Origin of the sequence: Halarcobacter bivalviorum, from assembly GCF_003346815.1 — a bacterium.
GTDB lineage: Bacteria > Campylobacterota > Campylobacteria > Campylobacterales > Arcobacteraceae > Halarcobacter > Halarcobacter bivalviorum.
Genome location: NZ_CP031217.1, coordinates 785,573 through 810,772, shown reverse-complemented (window position 1 = coordinate 810,772; position 25,200 = coordinate 785,573). Strand labels below are relative to the sequence as shown.

At 27.8% G+C, this 25,200-nt stretch carries 26 protein-coding genes and 4 tRNA genes; 10 read left to right on the top strand and 20 right to left on the bottom strand.

All coding sequences use genetic code 11. The features are described from left to right. Position 1: 1 nt before the first annotated feature. Positions 2-832: an AraC family transcriptional regulator gene (locus tag ABIV_RS04100; protein ID WP_114838691.1), complete on the bottom strand. Its 831-nt coding sequence runs from the start codon at positions 830-832 to the stop codon at positions 2-4. Between the two features lie 48 nt (positions 833-880). Further along, on the bottom strand, positions 881-2,437 hold the full coding sequence (locus ABIV_RS04095; RefSeq protein WP_114838690.1) for a cache domain-containing protein: 1,557 nt from the start codon (positions 2,435-2,437) through the stop codon (positions 881-883). Between the two features lie 62 nt (positions 2,438-2,499). Between ABIV_RS04095 and ABIV_RS04090 the strand changes: the two genes are divergently transcribed. After that, complete coding sequence (locus tag ABIV_RS04090; RefSeq protein WP_114838689.1) at positions 2,500-3,180, top strand: response regulator transcription factor; 681 nt, start codon at positions 2,500-2,502, stop codon at positions 3,178-3,180. Positions 3,181-3,182: 2 nt separating this feature from the next. Here the strand turns inward: ABIV_RS04090 and ABIV_RS04085 are convergent, their stop codons facing one another. From ABIV_RS04085 to ABIV_RS04010, 16 genes are all read right to left on the bottom strand, one after another. Then, positions 3,183-4,001, bottom strand: a complete 819-nt coding sequence (locus ABIV_RS04085) for an EI24 domain-containing protein (protein WP_114838688.1) — start codon at positions 3,999-4,001, stop codon at positions 3,183-3,185. A 16-nt stretch (positions 4,002-4,017) separates the two neighbouring features. Continuing rightward, positions 4,018-4,863, bottom strand: a complete 846-nt coding sequence (locus tag ABIV_RS04080; RefSeq protein ID WP_267284857.1) for a radical SAM/SPASM domain-containing protein — start codon at positions 4,861-4,863, stop codon at positions 4,018-4,020. A 38-nt stretch (positions 4,864-4,901) separates the two neighbouring features. Continuing rightward, positions 4,902-5,438, bottom strand: a complete 537-nt coding sequence (locus ABIV_RS04075; RefSeq protein ID WP_114838686.1) for a hypothetical protein — start codon at positions 5,436-5,438, stop codon at positions 4,902-4,904. A 9-nt stretch (positions 5,439-5,447) separates the two neighbouring features. Then, positions 5,448-7,028, bottom strand: a complete 1,581-nt coding sequence (locus tag ABIV_RS04070; protein WP_114838685.1) for a PAS domain-containing sensor histidine kinase — start codon at positions 7,026-7,028, stop codon at positions 5,448-5,450. Between the two features lie 65 nt (positions 7,029-7,093). Continuing rightward, positions 7,094-7,170: transfer RNA gene (locus ABIV_RS04065), tRNA-Gly, on the bottom strand. Between the two features lie 47 nt (positions 7,171-7,217). Beyond that, positions 7,218-7,294: transfer RNA gene (locus ABIV_RS04060), tRNA-Gly, on the bottom strand. Between the two features lie 14 nt (positions 7,295-7,308). Next, positions 7,309-7,385: transfer RNA gene (locus ABIV_RS04055), tRNA-Ile, on the bottom strand. 25 nt (positions 7,386-7,410) lie between these two features. After that, positions 7,411-7,501 (bottom strand) — tRNA-Ser (locus tag ABIV_RS04050). 57 nt (positions 7,502-7,558) lie between these two features. Beyond that, complete coding sequence (pyrF, locus tag ABIV_RS04045) at positions 7,559-8,248, bottom strand: orotidine-5'-phosphate decarboxylase (RefSeq protein ID WP_205526972.1); 690 nt, start codon at positions 8,246-8,248, stop codon at positions 7,559-7,561. A 14-nt stretch (positions 8,249-8,262) separates the two neighbouring features. Next, positions 8,263-8,658 (bottom strand): transcription antitermination factor NusB, encoded by a 396-nt coding sequence (nusB, locus tag ABIV_RS04040; protein ID WP_114838683.1) that lies wholly within the window; start codon positions 8,656-8,658, stop codon positions 8,263-8,265. A 1-nt stretch (position 8,659) separates the two neighbouring features. Then, a complete protein-coding gene (gene ribH / locus ABIV_RS04035) occupies positions 8,660-9,130 on the bottom strand; it encodes a 6,7-dimethyl-8-ribityllumazine synthase (protein WP_114838682.1) in 471 nt (156 codons plus the stop codon). A 50-nt stretch (positions 9,131-9,180) separates the two neighbouring features. Further along, positions 9,181-9,981, bottom strand: coding sequence for a 3-deoxy-8-phosphooctulonate synthase (kdsA, locus tag ABIV_RS04030; protein ID WP_114838681.1), 801 nt, complete (start codon positions 9,979-9,981; stop codon positions 9,181-9,183). Continuing rightward, a complete protein-coding gene (locus ABIV_RS04025; RefSeq protein WP_114838680.1) occupies positions 9,981-11,669 on the bottom strand; it encodes a potassium channel family protein in 1,689 nt (562 codons plus the stop codon). The genes kdsA and ABIV_RS04025 overlap by 1 nt, the downstream gene beginning before the upstream one ends. A gap of 25 nt (positions 11,670-11,694) precedes the next feature. Beyond that, entirely contained in the window at positions 11,695-12,072 is a 378-nt protein-coding gene (locus tag ABIV_RS04020) for a DUF6394 family protein (RefSeq protein ID WP_114838679.1), read from the bottom strand. After that, complete coding sequence (locus tag ABIV_RS04015; protein ID WP_114838678.1) at positions 12,062-13,810, bottom strand: FMN-binding glutamate synthase family protein; 1,749 nt, start codon at positions 13,808-13,810, stop codon at positions 12,062-12,064. The genes ABIV_RS04020 and ABIV_RS04015 overlap by 11 nt, the downstream gene beginning before the upstream one ends. 1 nt (position 13,811) lies before the next feature. Further along, positions 13,812-14,696: a DMT family transporter gene (locus ABIV_RS04010; RefSeq protein WP_114838677.1), complete on the bottom strand. Its 885-nt coding sequence runs from the start codon at positions 14,694-14,696 to the stop codon at positions 13,812-13,814. A 90-nt stretch (positions 14,697-14,786) separates the two neighbouring features. Between ABIV_RS04010 and murA the strand changes: the two genes are divergently transcribed. From murA to ABIV_RS03995, 3 genes are read left to right on the top strand one after another with little or no spacing between them, the layout of a single operon-like run. After that, entirely contained in the window at positions 14,787-16,052 is a 1,266-nt protein-coding gene (gene murA / locus ABIV_RS04005) for a UDP-N-acetylglucosamine 1-carboxyvinyltransferase (RefSeq protein WP_114838676.1), read from the top strand. 14 nt (positions 16,053-16,066) lie between these two features. Further along, entirely contained in the window at positions 16,067-17,164 is a 1,098-nt protein-coding gene (locus tag ABIV_RS04000) for an HdrB C-terminal domain-containing protein (RefSeq protein ID WP_114838675.1), read from the top strand. After that, positions 17,165-17,785, top strand: a complete 621-nt coding sequence (locus tag ABIV_RS03995) for an HNH endonuclease (protein WP_114838674.1) — start codon at positions 17,165-17,167, stop codon at positions 17,783-17,785. Positions 17,786-17,795: 10 nt separating this feature from the next. Here the strand turns inward: ABIV_RS03995 and ABIV_RS03990 are convergent, their stop codons facing one another. Both ABIV_RS03990 and ABIV_RS03985 read right to left on the bottom strand, forming a co-directional pair. After that, positions 17,796-19,202: a type II secretion system protein GspD gene (locus ABIV_RS03990; protein ID WP_114838673.1), complete on the bottom strand. Its 1,407-nt coding sequence runs from the start codon at positions 19,200-19,202 to the stop codon at positions 17,796-17,798. Between the two features lie 57 nt (positions 19,203-19,259). Further along, positions 19,260-19,835, bottom strand: coding sequence for a YigZ family protein (locus tag ABIV_RS03985; protein WP_114838672.1), 576 nt, complete (start codon positions 19,833-19,835; stop codon positions 19,260-19,262). A gap of 77 nt (positions 19,836-19,912) precedes the next feature. On the opposite strand from ABIV_RS03985, the gene tlyA reads away from it, so the two are divergent. The 6 genes from tlyA to ABIV_RS03955 are packed head-to-tail and all read left to right on the top strand — an operon-like array spanning position 19,913 to position 25,199. Then, on the top strand, positions 19,913-20,620 hold the full coding sequence (gene tlyA / locus ABIV_RS03980) for a 23S rRNA (cytidine-2'-O)-methyltransferase TlyA (RefSeq protein WP_114838671.1): 708 nt from the start codon (positions 19,913-19,915) through the stop codon (positions 20,618-20,620). Then, on the top strand, positions 20,589-21,425 hold the full coding sequence (locus ABIV_RS03975) for a bifunctional riboflavin kinase/FAD synthetase (RefSeq protein WP_114840442.1): 837 nt from the start codon (positions 20,589-20,591) through the stop codon (positions 21,423-21,425). Before tlyA ends, ABIV_RS03975 begins: the two co-directional genes overlap by 32 nt. A gap of 46 nt (positions 21,426-21,471) precedes the next feature. Then, positions 21,472-22,182, top strand: a complete 711-nt coding sequence (gene cmoA / locus ABIV_RS03970) for a carboxy-S-adenosyl-L-methionine synthase CmoA (protein ID WP_114838670.1) — start codon at positions 21,472-21,474, stop codon at positions 22,180-22,182. A gap of 26 nt (positions 22,183-22,208) precedes the next feature. Next, complete coding sequence (gene bcp / locus ABIV_RS03965) at positions 22,209-22,718, top strand: thioredoxin-dependent thiol peroxidase (protein ID WP_114838669.1); 510 nt, start codon at positions 22,209-22,211, stop codon at positions 22,716-22,718. Positions 22,719-22,726: 8 nt separating this feature from the next. Beyond that, positions 22,727-23,818 carry a plasminogen-binding N-terminal domain-containing protein gene (locus tag ABIV_RS03960; RefSeq protein WP_114838668.1) on the top strand — a complete coding sequence of 364 codons (1,092 nt, stop codon included), beginning with the start codon at positions 22,727-22,729 and terminating at the stop codon, positions 23,816-23,818. Beyond that, positions 23,805-25,199: an FAD-binding oxidoreductase gene (locus tag ABIV_RS03955; protein WP_114838667.1), complete on the top strand. Its 1,395-nt coding sequence runs from the start codon at positions 23,805-23,807 to the stop codon at positions 25,197-25,199. Before ABIV_RS03960 ends, ABIV_RS03955 begins: the two co-directional genes overlap by 14 nt. The last annotated feature ends 1 nt before the right edge of the window (position 25,200 follow it).

Below are 25,200 nucleotides of genomic sequence, written 5' to 3'. Positions count from 1 at the left end.
GCTAATTAAAAAAGTTTCGGTATGAACCTGGAGTTAAACCCATGATAGCTTTAAATCTTTTATTTAAATGGCTTTGGTCATTAAAACCACAAATATATGCAGTATTTGAAAGAGTTTCACCTTTTTGTAATAACTCTTTTGCTTTTTCTATTCTTTTTAGCATTAGAAAATTATGCGGAGAGATAAAAGTTTTATCTTTAAAAGTTCTAAGAAAATGGTATTTTGATACATCTAATGCAGAGGAAATATCATCCAATGTTAAATCTAAATGATAATTATCACTCATATACTCTTTTGCTTTTTTTATCATAGAATCATGATTTGAAGAGCTTTTATCTATTGTAAATTTAACATTTCTTGAAACTAAGGATTTTATAGAATCAATAAGTTCACACTCAAAATCTAAGTTTGTAAGATATTGATTTTCACTAAAATTTAATATCTTTAAAAATCTACTTGAAAGCTCTTTATCAAAATAAGCACCCTCTTTAAAATATGCTTCTGTTGAATAAAAATTTTCATCAACAAGTTCTTTAAAAAAATTTGGTTTTAAGTAGATAGAATAAAGTGTATAATCTTTATGGTAAAAGGTTTGACAAGCATGAGTTTCATCTGGATTGACACTAACTATTGTTGAACTATTTAAGCTCTTTTTTTCTCCATCAACAAAAGCATCCATACTTCCATTTTGAATTAAACCTATAGTAAAATCTTCATGTACATGTTTATCAAAACCATAATTTTTAAAATATGCTTTATGAAAAGTTATATCTTCACTAAACTTTGGTTTCCAAATTTTTGTACTAAATTCTGTCTCTTTTTCAGTTTTCATAATACATCATTATATAGATTTTTATAAATTTATTATTGTACTAAATTGCTATTTTGGTAAAAATATCTCAAATCTAGCACCAAATTTGCTATCTCTAACTCTTAGTTTACCATTCATATTTTTTTCAACAATAATTTTTGACATATAAAGTCCTATTCCTGTACCATCACTATCTTTTTTAGTTGTGAAATATGGCTCAAAAACTTTACTCTTTGGTTCAACTTTTATTCCTCCACCGTTATCTTCTATAAGTAAGATTACATTATTATCTGACTCTTTTGCATATATTTTTATCCAAGGTTCTTCAACCTTATTTTGGATTAAAACATCTTTTGCATTAGTGATGATATTTAATACAACTTGTTGAAACTCATTTGCATAAGTATTTAATTTAATATCTTCTGGAATATCAATATCCATTAAAATACTATTGTTTGATAAAGCACTTGAAATAATAGTCATAATAGAATCCATTGAACTTCGTAAAAAAAACTCCTCTTTGGACTTTTTAGGCATAAAGAAGTTTCTAAAATCATCAATAGTATGAGACATAAACTCTAAAACAGCTTCTGCTTCTTTTACTTTTTTATTCATAGTTTTTTCATCAAGTCGTTCCATATAATACTTAAATTTGATATTCATAAAAATAGATGAAAGCTCTGATAAAGGCTGTCTCCATTGGTGTGCAATATTTGAAATCATCTCCCCTAAAGCAATGAATTTAGTTTTTTGAACAAGAAGTTGTTCATGTTCTCTATTTTTTTCAATCTCATCTTCAACTCTTTTTTCTAAGGTTTCATTTAACTCATTTAATTCATCAGTTTTAGCTTTTACTCTTCTTTGATAAGACTTTAATACATCATCAATTTTTTGAGATACTAAGATAGAAATAACAATTGCAATTGATAAAAACAGAGCAAATAACAAAATATTTTGAACTACTTGATTTTGAATACTTTTTTGAAGAAGCTCTCTATTTTTTGATATTTCTTCTTCAATATCATCAGTATAAACCCCAACAGCAATAACCCATTTCCATCTAGGAAAATATCTAAAATATGAAAGCTTTTGATTAGAGATATCAGAGTTCACTTTTTTATAAGCATATTCAGTAAGAGACTCCCCTTTTTTTCTAATATCTTTCATAAACTCTTCACGAAACTTTTTACCATTTGCATCTTCATAGTTTGTAGAGATTAACTGACTTAATAAATCGGGTCTATTAGGGTTTACTAATAGCTTAGCAAAGTTATCTCCTCCATTTATATCTAAAATTTCATATACAAATATATAGTTACTTTTATCTTCATCAAAAGAGATATTGTTTAAAAGTCTTACAGTATCTTTTTTTAACTCTTCTTCATTTTCTTCATCACTTTTTGTTGCATTATATTTAATAACATCGATAATTGTATCTATCTCTTTTCTTAACATTATTTTTTGATTTTTATAATAATCTTGAACAAATTTATCCATTTGTTTATCAAAGTCTTCATAAGTCTTTTTTACATAAAAATAAGAGATCATAAGAATCATTGTTGTCATAATAATAATAAAGACATAAATTGTTATTTTTGAAATGTTTTTCTCTGTAATTAACTGCAAATTCTAAACCCTAATGCTATTTTCGATATGATACCATACTTTTTATAATAGGGGTTTTTTGTATGGACCAATCGTTAATCTCAAATTTAAAAAACTTCACAATACTATATATTGAAGATGAAGCAGGTATTAGAAAAAACATCACAGAGATATTAAAAGATCTGTTTAAAGAGACATATGTAGCTAAAAATGCTAAAGAGGGATATAGACTCTATGAAGAGAATAAACCTGATTTAATTATCACTGATATAAAAATGCCAAATGAAAATGGTATTGAATTAATCAAAAGAATTAGAAAAGTAGATAGTAAAGTTAGAGTAATTATAACTTCAGCACATACTGATTTAGAATATATGCTTGAAGCAACAGAACTTCATTTAGTAAAGTATATTATTAAACCTCTTACAGAGGCTAAACTAATTGAAGCTTTAGAAGCATTTATAAAAAGCTTTGATAATGCAAGGGTTTATACACTTCAAGAAGGATGGCTTTTTGATGAGAGTAAATCTTTAATTCAATCTTTTGATGAAGAGTTTAAACTTACTAAAAAAGAGAACCAATTTCTAAAGTTATTAATCCAAAAAAATAGAATTATTACCTATGAAGAGATGGAAAATATCATTTGGAATGAAGATATAATGACTCCAAATGCTATGAGATTATTTATTAAAAACTTTAGAAAAAAACTTCCAAATAATGTTCTTAAAAATGTTCAAGGAACAGGATACAGAATAGTATTATAATACTATTTCTCTATCTGTTTTTTATCACTACTATTTATTATACTATCCTCTAAACTTCTAATTTTCTTTAACTCTTGAAAATATCCATGTCCTAAATAGATAATATAAAATACTGCTGTAAACAGAGTTATAAAAGGAATCATTGATAAGATATATAAGAAAAGTGTTCTTCCTCTAAAAGCTGCTGCTTTTCTTGAATGTATTACGGCATACTCATCTTTAGTAAGAATTGTTGAAGCTATATCATAATTTAATAGTTTGTGAAAAAAGTAGTATAGTGGTAAATTAAAAGCTAAGATATTAATAAAAGGAATAAAATATAAAGGCATAAAAAGAAAAAACATAACTACCATAATAATAGTACTTTTAAGTAAAACCCAAAGAGGACTTAAAATATTTCCAAAGCCATTTGTTTTTATCTCAGGATAGTGTCTTTTTTGAATAATATCTAAAATAAAAGGTGTTAAAAATCCAATAATAATAATTGTTGTAAAAACAGAGAACATCATTACAAAAACTGTACCTATAGTATAAAATAAAAATCCAACTAACCAAGAAGTAACAGAGTATTGAAATAAAAATGCAATTACAGTTGTTGCCCAAATATAATAAAAAGGAGCATTAGGGTCAATTGTTACTTCTTGTCCATTTTGAGTTGTCTCAATATAAACTTGTAAAGAATCAAAACCATAATCAGCAGCACTATAAAATAGTACTAATAAAACAAACATTGTAATTATAAGTGGTAAAAAAGCAATCTTAAGCATAGGCTTTGTAAAAAAATCCTTAACACTTATTGCTATCATTTTTCCTTCAATCATCTAAAATTTCCTTAATTTATTTATCAAACCTTGTTCTATATTCACATTTTTGACAAAGTTCTTCAATTACTTTACCATTTTTAAAACCATCTTTAATCTCTTGAACTTTTTTAGAAGATAGAATCTCTTTTAAAGAAGAGTTATTAATATCTCCTAAATTAATCACAGCATCCTTATCTAAACAGCAAGGTACGACTTTTCCAGAGCTTAATATTGCAAAGTGTGAATCTAAACCATAACAAGTTCCCTCTTTTGAAACAAACTTATTTTCTAAACTTGGCCAATTAAAATATTCATCAAAGTTTATAAAAATCATTCTTTCTAACTTTATATTTTTTGGCTTTTCTTTATAAATTGAAGCTAAATCTAATTTAACTTCAAACTCTTGTTCTAAAAGATTAAAAACTTTAGCATTAAACTCTTTTGCACTTTTAGATTCATCTAAATTCCAAATTCTATAATTTATAAAAAAGTGTTGTTTTCTTTTTATTGCATATTTAGTAAAATCAATAATTGGATTTAAATACTCTTCAAGAGATTTTTTATGTGAGTTTGCATTATATGAGTTAATTGAAAAGTTAATTTGTCTTATAGCCTCATGCATTAAAACTTCATGGAAACTCTCATTTATATTATTTGCTGTGGTTACAAGATTTACTTTTAATCCATGTTTTAAACTAATATCTAAATACTCTTTTAGGTTTTTTAAAACTAAAGGGTCTCCTACAACATGATAAGCTAACTCTTTAGTTACTTCTTTTAACTCTTGATTTAGCTTATCAAATTTTTCAAGTTTCATAGTCTCATTTGGTAATAGTTTAGGAGGACAGAAGCTACATTTTAAATTACAAATATTAGTAATTTCTACATGGACTTTTTTAAATTTTTTTATAACTATTCCTACTTAAGTAAATAAGGTAAATCAGATTTAATTGATTCTAATAAATCTTCATTTAAAAAGAAGTTTGCAAACTCAAATTCTCTATTTTTATATGCATAAACACATACATACCTATTTCTTCTGATTAATTCAATAGTTTGCTCTAAAGAAGCTTGTAACTCTTTATTTTCAAGATAGTAATTATACATAGCTTTTAAAGGTTCTTCCATATTACTATCTTTTAAAAATACAACATTATCATCTAAAAAATCAATAACATTCTCTTCATTTGATTTAATATTTAAAAAAGCTGATTGTATATCTTCCATTCGTAAATCAAATTTATATCCTAAAAGAAGTAACTCTTTTAAATTAGCTAAATCATTTTGTTGAAAATAGTATTGTAATAGAAGTTTTAAATAGTGGTCTTTCACATCCCCATCAAAATCCTCTAAATACTCTAAAACATAATCAATATCATCTATTTTTTTATTATCCAATAATGTCTTATGAATAATTCCTATTTCGCCTAATATTTCATGTAATCTATCATTCATCTCTTGGCCTTATCTATTTTGTACAAAAGGTAGTTTTATTTCAAAACATGCACCTAAATATATAGAACTATTATACTCAACATTAACATTTTCTACACTTATCTGACCATTCATATGTTTTACTATATTCTTTGACATATAAAGACCTATTCCTGTTCCTTGAGAATTATGTTTTGTAGTAAAATATGGTTCAAAAATTCTATCAACAATATATTTATCAATTCCACCTGCATTATCTTTTATTTTAATATATAAATAATCTGAATCAGAGTGAGTATCAATAATAATAAATTTTTTACCCTCTTTTTTTATTAATTCATCTTTTGCATTTGAAATAATATTTAATAAAACTTGTAAAAGCTCATTTTCATAAGTAAAAAGTTCCATATCCTCAATATTTGTGACAAAATCAATATGTTTTTTTGTATATCTTGCTTTTGAAAGTTTTATTGAAGTTTTAATTACATTTTTTAAATGAAATCTGTTTTTTTGTTTATTTGGCTTAAAGAAATTTCTAAAATCATCGATTGTTTTAGATAGATATTGTACTTGCTCATTTATATCATTTAAACCAGCATCTAATAAATCTTTATTTAGAAGGTCTTGTTCATTTTGCAATATCATCCCAGTAGAAAGAACTGAAACAGCAGAAAGAGGTTGTCTCCATTGGTGTGCTATGTTTTCAAGCATTTCTCCCATTGCAGCCATTTTAGATTGTCTTTTCATTATGTTTTCATAATCAATTAAATCTTTTCTTACTTTACTAATCTCTTTTTCTAAAGTTTTATTATAATTTTTAAGTTTTGAGTTTAAATCCTCTTTTTTACCCTCTATTTCAAGTCTTTCTGAAATATCTCTTGAAATTGCAGTAACAAAAAACTTTCCTTGATACTCTTTTAAATGAAGTGAAGTCTCTACTGGAATTTTTCTTTTATCTTTTGTTATATAAATACCAAAAGTTGTTAAAGTATGTTCTTTTTTTATCTTTTTAAGAACTTCAGAAATAGTAATATTTCCAGAGCTTTCCATTGGTTTTCTAATCTCTGAAACTTGTTTCTTTTTAAGTTCTGCTAAGGTATAACCCAAAGTATCACAAGCTGTTTCATTTGCAAAGGCAAAACACTCTGTTTCATGGTCAACTACAAAAATCATATCCCTTGAAGAGTTAATTAAATCAAAATATAAATTTATCTCTTCAGTTCTTCTTAGTCTACTTGTAATATCTCTTACAAAGGAGAAAAGATAATTTTCACCATTTATCTTAGTAAATTTAGAGACAACTTCAACAGGAAAAATCTTTCCATTCTTTTTTCTATGGTAAGTTTCTAAAGTATTTGGTTGCCCATCAGGACCTTTTATTTGAAAGTTTTCAACTGCTTGTAAGTATCTCTCTTTTGTATTTATATTAACATCAATTTCCCAAACATTTAATTTTATGATTTCTTCTTGTGTATAACCTAAAGTTTCAAGTGCAGTATTATTTGCATATAAAACTTTACCTTCTATATTTAATAGGTAAATTGCTTGATTTGATAAAGAGAAAGAAGCTTCTAAAATAGCATTTAAATTATTAGTAGTAAAATCGTTCATGCATCTATCTTTATTTGATTTTCTGGTATTGTATTGAAGTTTTTATTAAGATGTAGTTAAAAAAGTGGAGCGGGAGACGAGACTCGAACTCGCGACAATCTGCTTGGAAGGCAGAGGCTCTAGCCAACTGAGCTACTCCCGCAATGGGTTGAAATTTTATACTAAAATTTCTTAAAAAAAAATAAAAAGTGGAGCGGGAGACGAGACTCGAACTCGCGACAATCTGCTTGGAAGGCAGAGGCTCTAGCCAACTGAGCTACTCCCGCAATATATTATAAAGTGGTGGGTTCTCGGAGATTCGAACTCCGGACCACTCGGTTATGAGCCGAGTGCTCTAACCAGCTGAGCTAAGAACCCAACCACACTAATAATCCATAATTAGTGGCGGACAAGGAGGGATTCGAACCCTCGGTACCGTTGCCAGTACGCTTCCTTAGCAGGGAAGTGGTTTCAGCCAACTCACCCACTTGTCCAACGAATTAGGAATGAGATTTTAATGAATATGTACTTAAAAACATCTTAATTTCATACTAAATGTTATTTAAAATATTATCTACCACTTCTTTTGGATTTTCAGCTTTGTAAATTGGTCTTCCAACTACAATAAAGTCTACTAAGTTCTCCTTAGAAAAAGCAATATCAGCAACTCTTTTTTGATCTCCTGCCTCTTCACCAAAAGGTCTAATTCCAGGACATAAAGTAATAAAGTTATTTGAAGTATTCTTTTTAATATCTAAACTTTCAAAAGCTGAACAAACAACACCATCTACACCAGATTCATAAGTATCTACTGCTAATTTTGTTGCTTTTGTTTCTATATCTTCATTATAAACTGCTTTAAATTCATCATTATCAAATGAAGTAAGAGCAGTAACTGCAATAACTAAAGGTTTATTTGGAACATCTTTAATTCTATCCATAACCTCTTTCATAGCTCTTTTACCTGCACTTGCATGAACATTAAACATATCAACAAGTCCACCAAAAGAAGCAATCTCTTCAGCTGCATCAGCCATAGTATTTGGAATATCATAAAGTTTTAAATCTAAAAAGATTTTAAAGTTAGGATTAATAGCTTTTAGACTTTCTAAAAAAGCTTTCCCATCTCTAATAAAACTTCTAAATCCTACTTTTAACCAAACATCATAATCTTTAATCTGTTTTACTAATGCTAAGTTTTCTTCAGCACTTGGCAAATCAAGAGAAACACATAATTTCATATCATTCATCTTACTTATGCCTTGTTGATTTTATCTAATAGACCATTTACAAATTTAGGTGCTGAATCAGAAGCTAATTTTTTTGATAATTCAATTGCTTCATTGATCACAATTGCTTTATCAAGTTTTTTAAATTTTATTTCATAAATAGCAAGTCTAAGAATTGATTTTTCTACACTTCCAGTGTCTTTGATTCCACCTTGTTTTAAGTGAGAGATAATCTCTTCATCAATCTCTGTAATATTATCTACTACACCATTGAATAAATCTAAAGCAAAATCTTTTTGCTTATTTCTAATCTTTTTTTCTTCTAAAATTTCATCAACAAACTTTACAATACCTTCATTTCCAAGGTCATATGCATAAAGTAACCCTATAACTGATTCTCTTGCTTGTGTTCTTGTAGCCAAATTATTTCCCCATCTCTGAATAAAGGTCTAACATCTCAATAATTGTAACCATTGCTTCTGCACCTTTATTTCCTACTTTTGAACCAGCTCTTTCAATTGCTTGCTCGATTGTATCAGTAGTTAAAACACCATTTGATACTGGTTTTCCATATTTTAAAGTAACTGTTGCAATACCTTTTGTTGCTTCAGCAGAGATATAATCAAAGTGTGGAGTTGCACCTCTAATTACTGCACCAACACAACAAACTGCATCATATTTACCAGTTTCTAAAGCTTTTTCTAGGGCAAAAGGAATTTCAAAAGCACCTGGAACTAAAATTAAATCTAAATTCTCTTCATTTCCACCATGTCTTAAAAATGCATCTTTTGCACCTTCTACTAATCTATCAGTAATAATATGGTTGAATCTTCCATTGATAATAGCGATTTTTTCATCACCTTTTAATCTTAATTTACCTTCAATAATTTTCATAAAATTTCTCCAAATTTCTCAAATATTTAGCCATTATATCTAAAAATATATTAAAGGCTTTGAAGTGCTTCTTTTATAGCAAATATCTCTTCAATTGTTTTATATAATTTATCTACTTGAAGCATATTTGGACCATCACTTTTTGCTACTTTTGGGTTTGTATGTGTTTCAAAGAAGAATCCATCAACTCCAACAGAAGCAGCAGCTCTTGCCATATAAGGAACAAATTCTGAATTTCCACCTGTTGTTCCACCCGTACTAGGAATTTGAACAGAGTGTGTTGCATCAAAAATCACAGGAGCATACTCTCTCATAAGAATTAAGTTTCTCATATCTACAACTAAAGCTCCATATCCAAAGGTATTTCCTCTTTCACAAAGCCAAACACCTGCTTCTTGAGAGTTAATATAACTTACCTCATCAACTCCTCTAGTTTGTAAAACTTTCTCTACAGGATGTTTCATAGCATCAGCTGCTAAAAATTGACCCTTTTTAATATTTATTTTACAATTAGTCTTTGCAGCTTCTACTAGAAGGTCTGTTTGTCTACATAAAAATGCAGGAATTTGTAATACATCTAAAACTTCACTTGCTGGTTTTGCTTGATTTGATTCATGAATATCACTTACAAGTTTATATCCAAACTGCTCTTTTATCTCAGAAAATAGTTTTAAACCCTCTTCTAAACCTGGGCCTCTATATGAACTTAAACTTGTTCTATTAGCCTTATCAAAAGAGGCTTTAAAATAAAAATCTACTCTTTTATCTTCACTTAGGGGTAATAGTTTTTCTGCAATTTTTAATACTGTATCTCTATCTTCTAAAACACATGGTCCAGTTAATATTTTCATTAAATATCCTTTTTAAATATCGTTCTTTTTTCTTTACCTGTTAATGCATAATGAAACTCATAAATATTTTGTGAAATATACTCTATATCACTTTTTGCATTTTCATCACATGCAAATAATATTGAATCTAGTTTACCTACTTTCTCATCTAAAGTTGGTAGTAAAATATAATTATCATTTCTTTTTAATAGAAGTGGTATTATATTGTTTTCTTTATCTTTATTATATAAAGACCTAGTAAATATTTCTAAATTTATATCTTTTTTACTATCTATTGCTTCATAAATCATTGGGGCACTCTTTTTATCAATTGTTAATTCATATAATAAAGGAGATTCATCTATTTTAGAAGTTAGAGTTTTTACTAATTTTGAAGCCCAAGCATCATCTTTTTTAGACATAAGCCTAATAAACTTATCTGATAAGGGATTTATTAAAGCATTTGTTGTTTTATTAATTAAAATCCTTGAAGGCATAAAACTATGGTCTATTTTAGCATTTTGAAAGATAGAAAAATCATCCATCTCATTTTCTCTCGCTATTGTCATAATTTTTGGATTTAATTTTTTTGCTGTTGCTAAAACAGAAAGATTAGTTGTATCATCATTTGTTGCTGAAATAATTGCCACTGCATTATCTATACCTAAATCTTGTAAAAGATTTTTATCATCTGCATTTCCATAAGTAATATGCATATAGTTATCACTGGCAAAAGTACTAGCTTTACTTCTATCTATCTCTACAAATTCTACTTCTAAATCATAATATTTTAATCTTTTATAAATATGTTGTCCCATTCTTCCATATCCACAAATGATATATTTACCTTTTGGAAAAGATGGTAAACTTGCATTTAGATTATCAATTTTATAAATCCATTTTTCAAGTTTTAAAAGATTTGGTGCTGTTAAAGCCATAGATATTTCACTTGAGATTATAGAAAATGGATTTGCAATAATTTCTACATCTAAATCTTTTAAATTATCTGAATGATTTTTAGTTGTTGATTTTACTACTAATTTTACATGGGAATTTAAAAGTTTAGAAGTTAGAGCTATTCGCAAGTTTAAAGAGTCATCTTCAAATAAAGATACTAAACCTTTACAATATTTGCTCTTAATTCCTGCATGCTCTATCGCCCAAGCAGAATGTGCATCTGCCACTAAAACAGGAACTGTTGGAGTAAAATTTTCCAAGATAGCTTCATTTGCTTTTGTCTCATCTTTTTCAATAATTACTGCTCTAATTCCTTGTTCTATAGCTCTATTTACAATCTCATTTGTAATTTGGTTATAACCTAAGATAATAATAAACTTCTCTTTTATAGAACTAACTTGTTTTTTAAACTTTGTTCTTTTTATCTCTCTTATAAATAGTTTATCTTGAAGTAAAGAAACTAAAGTACCTACAGCATAAAACCAGCCTAAAACAGTAATATAAATAGAAGCACTAACCCACATTCTTTGAGCATAAGTAAAAGTATAAGGTGTTTCTCCAAATCCTATTGTTGTTGCAGTATATGTAACAAAATAAAAAGCATCAAAAATAGTCATTTGATAAGGCTTACCATCATTATCAACTCCATCAATAATCAATAAGCCTATTATTGCAATAGTATAAGTAATTATTAAAACCAGTACTGGTTTTCTCATTCTTTGTAAAACTATAAATAGTGAACTATTTTTCAAAACTTCTCTTTATTTTTTTAGTTTATTAACGCTTTGATTTTAAAGTATCACCAATATAAAGTGCTACTGAAACAAGATTAGCTAATAGTGCTCCACCTGATAAAGAGATAATAATACTTGTAATCTCTTGGTCAATCGTATAAGCATAAGCTGCTATTGTCCATACTGTTGCAGCTGCTATTAATTGAATATCAGCAACTAAAGATGTTGCTAAAAGAACAGAACCCATTTGAGTTTTATCCCCAAGCTTTAAAGTTGTTGCAATTAGGTTTACAATAATAGCTGCCATTAATTCATATTTACTATGAGATACTAAAGAGTCCATATCTCCATAAAAAAAACCAAAGTTTAGCGTCATTGCTAAAATTATAAAAAAACCAGAAATTACCTTATCAAGATTCATGAAACTTATCCCCTTTATCTTTTCCAATATCTAAAATTCGTCCAAAAACATCATCTATATTATCATGTACTTTTGAGTTTCTATCTAAGAACATGATTTTATGTTTATCTAACTCTTTTATGTTTTTTAATCCCATTACAGCTAATAAACCTCTCACACTTTTTAAAAGATTTTTATGATAATCCCTTACTTTTTTTGCTTGTTTATGTACAAAATATTTTTTTCTTTTCTCTTTATTTTGAGTTGCAAGTCCAACTGGACAATCATGTCCTGTAGTTCCAGAACAATATCTTGCACGAATACACCCGGCACTCATCATAAAACCTCTTGCAATTTGTACAAAATCTGCACCTAAAGCCATAATTACAATAATGTCATCAGGGGTTAATAGTTTGCCACTAGCTACTAACTTAACCTTTTGTCTTACTCCGTGGTCTTCTAAAACTTTATTTACTAAATAAATAGAATCTCTAATATTAAGACCTATTCTTTCCATCATTTCAATTGGAGCAGTAGCACTTCCGCCACTTCCTCCATCTATAGAGATAAAATCAGGATATGCACTACTTCCAGCCTCTATTCTTTTTTTAATCTCTTTTGCAAAGGGAACAATATTTTCATAATCAGAGATAACTATTTTAACACCAACTGGTTTCTCTGATAACTCTTGCATTTGCCCTATAAAATCGAATAACTCTTCTATTGTATTTGCATAAGGAAATCTATTTGGAGAGAATAAGTCTTTATGTGCTTCTACATTTCTATAATAAGCGATTGCAGGGCTTACTTTATCTGCAATAAGTTTCCCACCTGTTTGTTTTGCACCTTGTGCAATTTTTATCTCAGTCATCCTACAAAAACGCATAACTTTTTGATATCTTTCTGGGTCAAACTTACCATCTTTTGTTCTTACAGAATAAAGTCCTGAACTAACTTGTAAAATAATATCAGGCATATCTTCAGGAACTTCTTTAGGGAAAAACTCTAAAGGAGCATTCCAATTAGGTCTGTGAAAAACTTGTGTTCTTGCATCAAAAACATAAGTTTCTGCTTCTGGATTATCTTTAAATACTAACTTTCTATAAACATCAGCAGCTAAAGCTCCATTAAAAAGTTTTAATACAATATTTTTAACTCTTTTTTGAAAAGCAGTTCCATGAACTATTTCCATATACTTTTCATCATAATTTTGATGAGTAACAAAAAAGTTTGAAGTTAATCCACCCTCTCCTGAGTTTATTGGGAAATCTCCCATAAATGAACCTCTTACAAAAGCTCTTGTCCCTTCAGGAGAAATAGAACCATCACTCATTGCTGATCTTGCAATAATTGATTTTGCTTTATAAGGTTTATTTCTATTTAAACCAAAAGTTACAGAAAAATCTGTATCAACTTCATCTTCATTTAAAACAATAGTTGCGTGTCTTAACATAAATTTTGGTTTAGGTAAGGGTTGAGAAGGAGAGAAAGAGGCATAATTTGGTAAGTCTCTTGAAGCTTTATAAACCCAATCTAATTTATCTTTAGATTCATAAAATTTTTCATCTCCAAAATATTGTCTGAAAGGTTCTCTTGCCTCTTCTAATAGGTATCTAAGTCTTCCTATAATAGGATAATTTACAAGTAACTGATGATCTCTTTGTACATATTTATCATGTACATACCAAGCTAGAATTATTATTAGAATAACTAAAATAATAATTTCTATATATAAAAATAACTCATTTAGTATATCCATACTAATCCTTTTTTGAAGAGACTAAAACTCCACTAAATACGATTAAAATTATACCTAATATAATCCAAATATCAGGAAAATTATCACCTAAAAGTATTCCAATTAAAATACTAAAGGCAATATTTGAATAAGATATTGTACCAATTATTCCTGCTTTTGCAACAGAATAAGCTTTAGTCATATAAATTTGAGCAGCAGTTGAAACTAAACCTAAAAGTATTATATAAATCCAATCCTCAGTTTGAGGCATAATAAATTTTCCAAAAATAAAATCATATTTTTCATTTACATAAACTTCTGAAATAGCCATTAATATCATTGGTCCTATAGTTCCAATTAACATAAAAGATAAAACAATTGTTCTACTATCATAATATTTTCTAAGCTCTCTAATTGAAGTATATGCTAAAGCAGCTCCTACTCCTGATAAAATTCCTAACCAATCTGTTTTATCTAAACCACTTCCATCGAAACCTGTAATAAATAAAATTCCAATAAAACCTACAAAAACTCCAAGCCAACCTTTAAAGTTAAGCCTCTCTTTTACAAAAATAAAAGCAAAAATTGCAGTAAAAATAGTAGAGGTTTTAGAAAAGGTCATAGCTTCAGCTAAAGAGATATTTGCAATATTATAAAAGAAAAAAAGTAAAGCTGAAAATCCAATTGCACCTCTAAAAATTAATAACCAAGGTTTTCCACCTTTTTGAACAAGGGGAGTTTTATAGATAGAAATAAGTATTAATACTACTCCAAAAACATTTCTAAAAAATACAACTTCTATTGAACTCATTGTATCACTTAACTCTTTTGCGAATGCTCCCATACAAGCAAACATAAAAGAGGCAAAAAGCATATATTTTATCCCCAAAGAGACATTATTTGTCATTTAGCACCCTCTATTAAAAAGCGAATTTTAGTAACTTTTAGATAAAATATCAACATTTACATAATTATTGAAGATATTATTAGGAAACAAATGGAATATTTAAAAATTATCGGGCAAAAACCGCTTCAAGGTGAAGTTACAATTTCAGGAGCAAAGAATGCTGCTTTACCTTTAATTGCTTCAACTATCTTAGCAAAAAATGAAGTAAATATATGCAATATGCCAAATGTTGTTGATATTAACACACTTTTAAAACTAATTGATAAACTAGGTGGTAGCTTTACAAAAACTGAGGATTGTATCAAAATTGATACTTCAAAACTACACAACACAACTGCAACTTATGACATCGTTAAAACCATGAGAGCCTCTATTTTAGTATTAGGACCTATTTTAGCTAGATTTGGTCATTGTGAAGTATCTCTACCAGGTGGTTGTGCAATAGGTCAAAGACCAGTTGATTTACATCTTAAAGCCTTGGAAGCTATGGGAGCTAATATTGAAATTAAACATGGATATATTGAAGCTACTGCTCCAAATGGACTAAAGGGTGCTAAAATTGTATTTGATAAAGTAACTGTAGGTGGTACAGAAAATATTGTTATGGCTGCTGCTTTAGCTGAGGGTATGACTACAATTATCAATGCTGCAAAAGAGCCAGAAGTTGTTCAACTTTGTGAAGTGATTGCTAATGCTGGTGTAGAAATTGAAGGTATTGGAACTTCAAAACTGATTATTCATGGAACAAATAGACAATTACTAGATTTTAAAAATATTGATGTAATTCCAGATAGAATTGAAGCTGGAACTTATATGTGTGCTGCTGCAATTTCTAACTGCAAACTAAAAATAAATAAAGTAATCCCTTTACATCTTGAAGCTATTATTTCAAAACTTGAAGAGATGAATTTTGAAATATTACAAGATGAAACTTCTGTAACAGTTCTACCAACAAATGAAATTAAACCTGTAAATATAGTAACAACTGAATATCCTGGTTTCCCAACAGATATGCAAGCTCAATTTATGGCACTTGCAACACAAGCAAATGGAACAAGTACTATTGATGAAAGATTATTTGAAAATAGATTTATGCATGTTAGTGAACTATTAAGACTTGGAGCAGATATTCATTTAAATGGAAATATTGCAACAATTAATGGGAAAGGTGGAGAACTAAATGGTACTGATGTTATGGCTACAGATTTAAGAGCTTCATCTGCATTAGTACTTTGTGCTTTAGTTGCCCAAGGAGAGACTTCAATTCATAGAATTTATCATCTTGATAGAGGTTATGAGGATTTAGAAGGGAAACTAAGCAAAATTGGTGCTACAGTAAGTAGGCACAAAGAGTAAACTAAGGTTTTAAAATGAAACTAGAATTATCAATTTTTAGATTTGATGCTAAATCTGATTATTTACCATATTATAAAAAACACTTTATAAAAATAAAAGAGCAAAAGACGCTTTTAGATATTTTTAAACAAATAAATATTGATGAGCCTTTTGGTTTTGAAGCTTCAAATGATTTCTCTCTTGTAATAAATGGGCTTTATACAAAACTATCAATTACAATAGAAGAACTTATAAATCATTTTGGAAAAGATTTAACAATTGAACCTTTATCAATTAGAAGAGCTTATAAAGATTTACTTATTGATGAAGAGGATTTTAAAAGTAGACTTGAACTTTTAAAAGATTTTACTAAGGAAGAGGATAAAAAAGAGTATTTATCAAATAAAATCTATTTCTATGCTTCTAATACCTTAAATTTTCAATATAACTATATAGGAGATGCTCTTTTACTTCTTGCACATAAGCTAATTGAAAAAGAACCTAAAAACAAAGGGGCTATTTTAGAAATTATTTCCAATGAAGAGAATAGTATAGAATCTCATACAAGTTTAGAAAATAGAATCTATAATTTTGATAAAAGTATTGAAAAGAGAATTAGACAAATAAAAGAGAGTCTATCTTTAATAAAAGAAATAAAAGAGCAAAATTTTTGTTTAGATAAAAATTCAAATGTTAAATTCTTTGATTATGATAAAACTCTTCCTATAAAACATGATTTTCATGACTTTAATTTAGCATACTATTATGGAAATAAAATTGATGAAGAGACAAATAATTTGTTAAATAAGTTATGTGCAAAAAAAATAACTCTTGAAAACAAAGATGTTGATTTAAATTTAGAGACTTTTCATATTAATCCAAACCTTACAATAAGAATTGCAGCTTCAATTATGCTTGAAGCCTTTGATGGAGGAGCTGATTTATTAATTGTTGATAGTGAAGAGGTTTTTAAACTTTTTGATTCAAATAGAGAATCACTTTCAAAAGTAGTAGGTAGAGAAGTTATTATTCCTATTTTACATAAAAGTGAACTATTTAATTTAGCACAAGGTGAGCACGATAAAATAAGAGACTCTTTAAAAAAGCATGAAATAGATCCAGAGATAATATAAATGGTATTAGATTTAAGATTTGTATTTATTGGCTTTTTAGTTATTGCTTCATTAATTCCTCTTTATATTTATAGAAAAGAGATTTATAAAAGATTTTATAAAACAGGAAGCATAAAAGCTTTTTTAAAAGATTGTGAAATCTATTTAGTTTCAAATTTTCCTAAAATCTCTTTTGATTTTAACTGTTACTTAAAATATGAGAATGAAAAAGACATTAGAATAAAAGAGACTTTGATTGTAGAAGACTTTGTAAATCAATTTATAGCACAGGAATATGAACTAACGACTCAAAACTCTATAGCAAAAGAGCTTCTTTGGGGTGGATATGAAGCAAACTCAAGATTAATAAAAGACAATAAAAGACCTACAGATTGGGCACAAAGAAAAGAAGCAGCTTGGAATAGAGAAGCTGGTAAATGTAATAGATGTGGAACAAAAACAAAACTTATTGACTCTCAAGCTCTTTTAGCAAAACAGATGAAAGATGGAGGTGGATTTAATCTTGAAAATATTGTTATTCTTTGTTCTGATTGTAGTAAAATTATAAGATCAGAAAACAAACAAAGAACAGCAAAAGATTTAAACCTAACTTATAATTTAATGAAAAAAGTAGAAGCATAACTTCTACTTTTTAACTTTCTGTAAATCTTTTTAATATTTCTTCTTGCTTTAAAGAAGGCTTTTTTTCATCTATTCTTTTCTCTTTTAATTTAAACAAAAACTCTTCTAATAATTTATCTTCAAAAACTTTTATCTTAGACAATTCTTGAGTTACAAAAGTTAAATCTTTTTTTTCTGGAACTATATATGGAGTAATAATTATAATTAAATTTTTAGTTCGCTTCTCTTTATATCTATTTTTAAATAACTCTCCTAAAATAGGAATATCACTTGCAAAAGGAACTTTTTCTATACTCTTTTCATTTCTTTTTTCAATTAAACCACCTAAAATTACACTCTCCCCATTATTTACAAAAGCAGTAGTTATAATCTGTTTTTTAGAAGTATCTGGATTATTATTAGTTCTATTATTTTTAATTCCTTCAATTATTGCTTCGATATTTAAAAGAACCCTATTTTCATTTACTCTTGGTTTTACTTTCAAAGTTAAACCTATATCTTCTCTTTCAAATACATTTTTTGTAGTACCACCATCAGTAGTAGTACTTCCCGTTTGAATAGATACTGTTTCCCCTACATAAATAGAACTCTGCTTATTATTTAAACATAAGAGTGAGGGTTCTGAAACAATATCTAAAGCATAGGTTTTATTTAATAGATTTAAAGAAGCTCCTAAAGCAATAGAAGAACTAAGATTTGGAATTTCAAGACCAATTGTTGAAGTATCAAAAGTAAGAGCAGTTCCATTATTTAAATTGGAACTAAAAGTGTGTAAGCCTGAACTATAAGCCTTTGCTTTTAATATTCCAAATCTAAAGCCTATCTCATTTAATAAAGAATCATCAAGTTCTACAATTTTAGCTTTTACATAAATCTGTTTTTTTCTTCTATCTAAATCTTTTATTAAAGAGACCAGTGAAGAAAGTTCACTCTTTTTTGCACTTACAATAATAGAATTAGAACTCTCTTCATATACGATTATTGGAGAAAAGGAGTCTTTTTTATATCTTTTTTCTACTAACTTACTTATTATATTTTCTAACTCTTTAGCCTCTATATTTAAAAGTCTTACAACTTCTGTTTTTACTAAGAGGTTAGAACTATTTTTTATTTTAGAAAGAGTTACTTTTTTAGATAAAGGTTTAACTCTTAAGATTCCACTTTTCTCTTCTAAAAAATAACCATTCTCTTTTAAAGTAAGTTTTAAAATCTCTAATAATTGTTCTTTTGAAATAGGAGAAGAGGAGACAAAATTCACTTTTCCTTTTATCTCTTGGGAGACTAAAATATTTTTGTTTATTGTTTTAGAAGTGATTTTTATTAGTTCAATTAACTCTAAGTTATTGAAATTTACATTGATTTTATCTTCTGAATATAAAAAGATATATAGACAAAGAATAATTAAAAAAGCTTTCATAAAGCCTCCTTAAATAATAAATTAAATTATTATATTAAACTTTTATTTATAATTTATTTAATTATTCAATTGTAAGTCTATTGGTAGCTGTTTTTCCAACTCTAATTTTTGTTCTTTTGTTACAAGTAAAAAAAGAGTTACTTCATTTTGAAACTCTTTGTTAGAAACTTCTATTTCTAATTCATTTAAAATATATTCTATTTTTGATAATCTTGAATAATCTACTTTTAAAGTAACTTTTTGTTTATCTTCATATTTTATTAACTTACTATTATTAATCACTAAATTTACAGCATCACTATATGCACGAACTAAACCACCTGTTCCTAATTTAATTCCACCAAAATATCTAATAATAATTACTGCACTATTTATTAATTCATTTCCAGCTAATACATTTAAGGAAGGTTTTCCACTTGTACCTCGTGGCTCTCCATCATCACTACTATTTTCTACAATTTGATTAAATTCATTTAAATATCTATAAGCATAAACGAAGTGTCTAGCTTTAGGATGTTCTTTCCTTAATTCTTTCATCAAAGAATCAAATTTGCTAAAAGGTGCTAAATAAGCTATAAATTTTGATTTTTTCTCTTCATATGTAGATGAAGTCTCTTCTTTTACAAAATACATTTTGGTATTTTACAGAAAGAGACTAAAATAACTATAAATAATCAAAGCAGAAGTATTTTTTTATTATAATTTGCCCCATGAGACTAGATTTATATCTTACAAAACATTTTGATATTCAAAGCAGAAATAAAGCAAGTGAACTTATAAAATCAAAAAAAGTAAAAGTAGACGAAAAAATAATTTTAAAACCATCTTTTATTATTGATGAAAATTCAAAAATTGAACTACTTGAAGAGGATTTTTATGTAAGTCGTGCAGCATACAAATTAAAATACTTTTTAGAAGAGTTTAATATTGATATTAAAAACAAAACTGCTTTAGACATAGGAAGTAGCACTGGTGGTTTTACACAAATTCTTTTAGAGAAAGAAGTAAAAAGTGTTGTTTGTGTTGATGTTGGTTCAAACCAATTACATGAAAGAATAAAAGATGATAAAAGAATTACTTTTTTTGAAAATCAAGATATTAGAACTTTTGAAAGTGATGATTATTTTGAAGTAGTTTCATGTGATGTATCTTTTATCTCTATTTTAAATATTATTGAAGATATTCATAGATTATCAAAAGATAAAATCATTATTCTTTTCAAACCTCAATTTGAAGTTGGAAACAATGTAAAAAGAGATAAAAAAGGTGTTGTAAAAAATACTAAAGCTATTTTAGAAGCAAGAGAAAAATTCTTAGAAAAATGTAAACAATTAAATTGGAATCTTATAACTTGTGCAAAAAGCAAACTTGAAGGAAAAGATGGAAATGAAGAAGAGCTCTTCTATTTTAATAAATAAAAAAGAGATAAGTGCTATTGCAATTGGTGGTTTTGATGGGATGCATTATGCCCATCAAAAATTATTTGAAAACCTTGGAACAAATGGAGGTATTGTCTCTATTGAATCAGGTTTTGCAAACTTAACACCTAAAAGTTATAGACAAGAGTATTCTATTTATCCTATCTATTATTATGAGTTAGAAAATATTAAACATTTAAGTGGTAATGAGTTTATTAATCTTCTAAAAGAAGAGTTTCCAAATCTAAAAAAAATAGTTGTTGGTTTTGATTTTTGTTTTGGGAAAAATAGAGAAAATTGTATTCCTCAATTAAAAGAGCTTTTCAAGGGAGAAGTTGTTGTAGTTGAAGAGATTAAAATTGATAATATTGCTGTTCATTCAAGAATTATTAGAGAGTATCTAAAAGAAGGAAATATCAAATTTGCAAACAAACTTCTAGGAAAAAATTATAAAATTTTTGGAGACCAAATTAAGGGACAAGGTTTAGGAAGTAAAAGTTTTGTACCTACTATAAATTTAAATATTGAAGACTTTTTATTACCTAGTGAAGGGGTTTATGCTACTAAAACTATAATTGCCGAAGAAAGCTATAACTCAGTAACTTTTTTAGGTCATAGAGCAACAACTGATGGAAGTTATGCCGTTGAAACTCATATCTTAGGTAAGACAATTAAAAATAATTATAGAACAGTACAAGTTGAGTTTATTGATAAAATTAGAGACAATCTAAAGTTTGATTCTTTTGAAGCTTTAAAAAAACAGATTGAAAAAGATATAGAAATAGCAAATTCTATTTTAAAATAAATTATTGATAAATAATAATTAAACTTCATTTGGCTAAAATATCTCTATGACAGATAAGGTATTTGAAAAATCAATAACAAAACAATTTGAGTTTGACGAAGAAGTAGCATCAGTATTTGATGATATGTTAAATCGTTCAGTTCCTTTTTATAAAGAGATGCAACGATTAACAATAAACTTTGCACTAAACTATTTAGAAAATAATGATAGAGTTTATGACTTAGGATGTTCTACTGCTTCAACTTTAATAGAGTTATCAAAACACTCTTCAAAGAAGTTAAACTTAATTGGAATAGACAATTCTCCTGCAATGCTTGCAAGAGCAGCAAATAAGTGTAAAGCTTTTGGTGTAGAAGTAAAACTTTTAAATGAAGATTTACATAATATTGAATATCCAGAGGCAAAACTTATTATCTCAAACTATACACTACAATTTATAAGACCTCTTCAAAGAGAAAAACTAGTTAAAAAAATCTATGATAACTTAAAACCAGGTGGAGTTTTTATTTTTAGTGAAAAAGTGATTTCATCAGATAAAGTTTTAGGTAAACAATACATTGATGAGTATTATGAGTTCAAGAAAACTCAAGGTTATAGTGAATATGAAATTGCTCAAAAAAGAGAAGCTTTAGAAAATGTACTTATACCTTATACGGATGAAGAAAATAAGAAAATGATACTTGATGCAGGTTTTGACCATTGTGAAACACTTTTTAAATGGGTAAACTTTGCTACATTTATTGCAATAAAAAAATAAAGAACTATTGAAAGGAAATTATTAATATGTTAGAAGTTGGACAAGTAGCACCAGATTTTTGTGCACCAAACCAAGATGATATTGAAATTTGTTCTAGAGACTTAAGAGGTAAATGGATTGTATTATACTTTTACCCAAGAGATTTAACTCCAGGTTGTACAAATGAAGCTTGTGACTTTACGACAGCAGAGCCTGAGTTTGATAACTTAGATGCTATTATTTTAGGTGTAAGTCCTGATGATACAGCAAAACATAGAAAATTTATTGAAAAATATGATTTATCAATTACACTTTTAGCTGATACAAATAGAAAAATGTGTGAAGACTTTGGTGTTTGGCAATTAAAAAAATTCATGGGAAGAGAAAGCATGGGTGTTGTTAGAACAACATTTATTATCAATCCTGAAGGTAAAATTGCTGAAATTTGGAATAAAGTAAATGTTAGAAAGAAAAAAACTGTAAAAGGTGAAAAGATTGAAGTGCTTCATGCAGATGAAGTTAAACAAAGACTTCAAGAACTTCAACAAGCAAACTAAGGAATAAAATGAAACTATTATCAAAAACTTTAATTGCAGCAGTATCTACTTTTGTTCTTGCTCAAGGACTAAATGCAGAGACTACTATTTGTTATAAAAAAGATTGGAAATCTCCTTCAACAATTGAAACTACAAAATTAGATGGTGGACAATGTAAAGGTGAATTATCTTTTGCAGAGATGAAAAAAAATGGTTGGAAGTTAAAAGATTTAAAAATTGAAAATGGTAAAAAAGGTCTTAACTATATTTATGTATTAACAGATAAAGAGTTAATCTCTATTGATAATACAAATTTTATGGAAAACAAATATACTAAATTAGAATATAATCCAATTTATACAAGATTAAATAATCTATCTGAAGATACAGCAGAGATTAATGTAGGGAACCTAAGAGTTGGTCAAAGTGCAATTATTGAGCATACATATTCAAATGGAAAATCTCTTATTATTGCAAATGCTTATGTAACAGACTCAAATGCAAATAGTTCAACACTAAAAATTATTCCATTTTTAGATATTAAACAAAATGCTATTCCAACATCAAGTAGAAAACCAGTAAATGGGGATAAAGTTACAATCAATTATTTATATGATTCTTCAATGATTATTGCTCCTTCACAAGATGCTTTTTTAGCAACAAGAGAAAAATATAAAGATAATGATTTCTTACACTCAGATCTTTTTGCTGCAAAATTAAAAGTTGAAGCTGAACCATTACCTTCAAAAGAGAGAATTCAAGAGTTTGCTTCATCTCAAAATATTGGGACAATTTTCTTTGTTATTGGAAGTACAATATATATTGTAGATACTAAAACTTTTGCTATCTTAGAAAAAGGTTCTTTATCTTATAACTTTACACAAGATGAAAAAATGCCATTTTATACAAGAATTGAAAAAATTGAGAAAAATCCATTTGAATCAATCTTAGATTATGAAAACTGGCTTGGATTCTTAAAAACATTCTTAGGAGATGATGAGAGAACAGAAGAACAAATTTTATTAGAAGATGATATTGAATCTGGAGCTTTACAAGTAAAAGGTGACATCTATAATAATTATTATAAAACTATTTTAGGTTTAGAAAATGCAGCTAAATAAAGAACATATTGAATACTTTAAATCTCTAGTAGGCGAAGAGAATGTAAAAGCAGATAAAGCACATCTTATTGCTTACTGCTATGATGCTACAAAAGAGAGATTTGAACCAGATGCAGTTGTTTTTCCAAGGGATGAACAAGATGTATCAAAAATTCTAAAATATTGTAATGAACATGAAATCGTAATTGTTCCAAGAGGAGCAGGAAGTGGTTTCACTGGTGGTGCATTACCATCTAATGGAGGAATTATTCTTTCATTAGAGAGGCATATGAATAAACTTTTAGAGATTGATATGGAAAATATGGTTGGAGTTGTTCAACCAGGACTTATTAATATGCAATTTCAAAAAGCTGTTGAAGAAGTAGGACTATTTTATCCCCCAGACCCAGCAAGTGAAGAGTATTCAACTTTAGGTGGGAATGTTTCTGAAAATGCAGGTGGAATGAGAGCTGCAAAATATGGAATTACAAAAGATTATGTAGTTGCCCTAAGAGCTGTTTTACCAAATGGAGAGATTATTACTGCTGGTAAAAAAACAATTAAAGATGTTGCTGGTTATAACACAGCTGGTATCTTAATTGCTAGTGAAGGAACTCTTGCAGTTATTACTGAGATTACTTTAAAATTAATTCCAAAACCAAAATTTAAACAAACATATATGGGTGTTTTCCCAGATGTAAATAAAGCTATGAATGCGGTATTTAAATCTCTTGCTGCTGGTGCTAATCCAGTTGCTATGGAATTTTTAGATGCTCTTGTAATTAAAGCTTTAAAACAAAAGTTTCCACAAATTGACCTACCTGAAAATGCTGGAGGTATTTTAGTTGGAGATGTAGATGGTTCATCACAAGCTGAAATTGATTCACAAATTGCAACACTAAAAGAGGCTTTTGCAAAATATGGTTCTATTGACTTTATTGAAGCAAAAGATGAAGCACATGGAAAAGAGTTATGGTTTGCAAGAAGAAATGCAAGTCCAGCAACTATGATTTATGGAACAAAAAAACTTAATGAAGATATTTCAGTTCCAAGATCAAAACTTCCTGAAGCTCTAGATTCAATCTATGCAATTGGTGAAAAATATGGATTTAATGTTCCTTGTTTTGGTCATGCAGGGGATGGAAATATTCACGTAAACGTAATGGTTAAAGATAAGACAAATCCAAAAGAGATGGAAGATGGACACAAAGCTATTGAAGAAATTTTTCAACTTGTAGTTGATATGGGTGGTACTTTATCAGGAGAGCATGGAATTGGTCTATCTAAAGCTCCTTTTATGAATATTGCTTTTAATGAAGCAGAACTTGAGCTATTTAGAAGTATAAAAAGAGCTTTTGACCCTAAAAATATTTTAAATCCTTTTAAAATGGGTCTAAACTAAA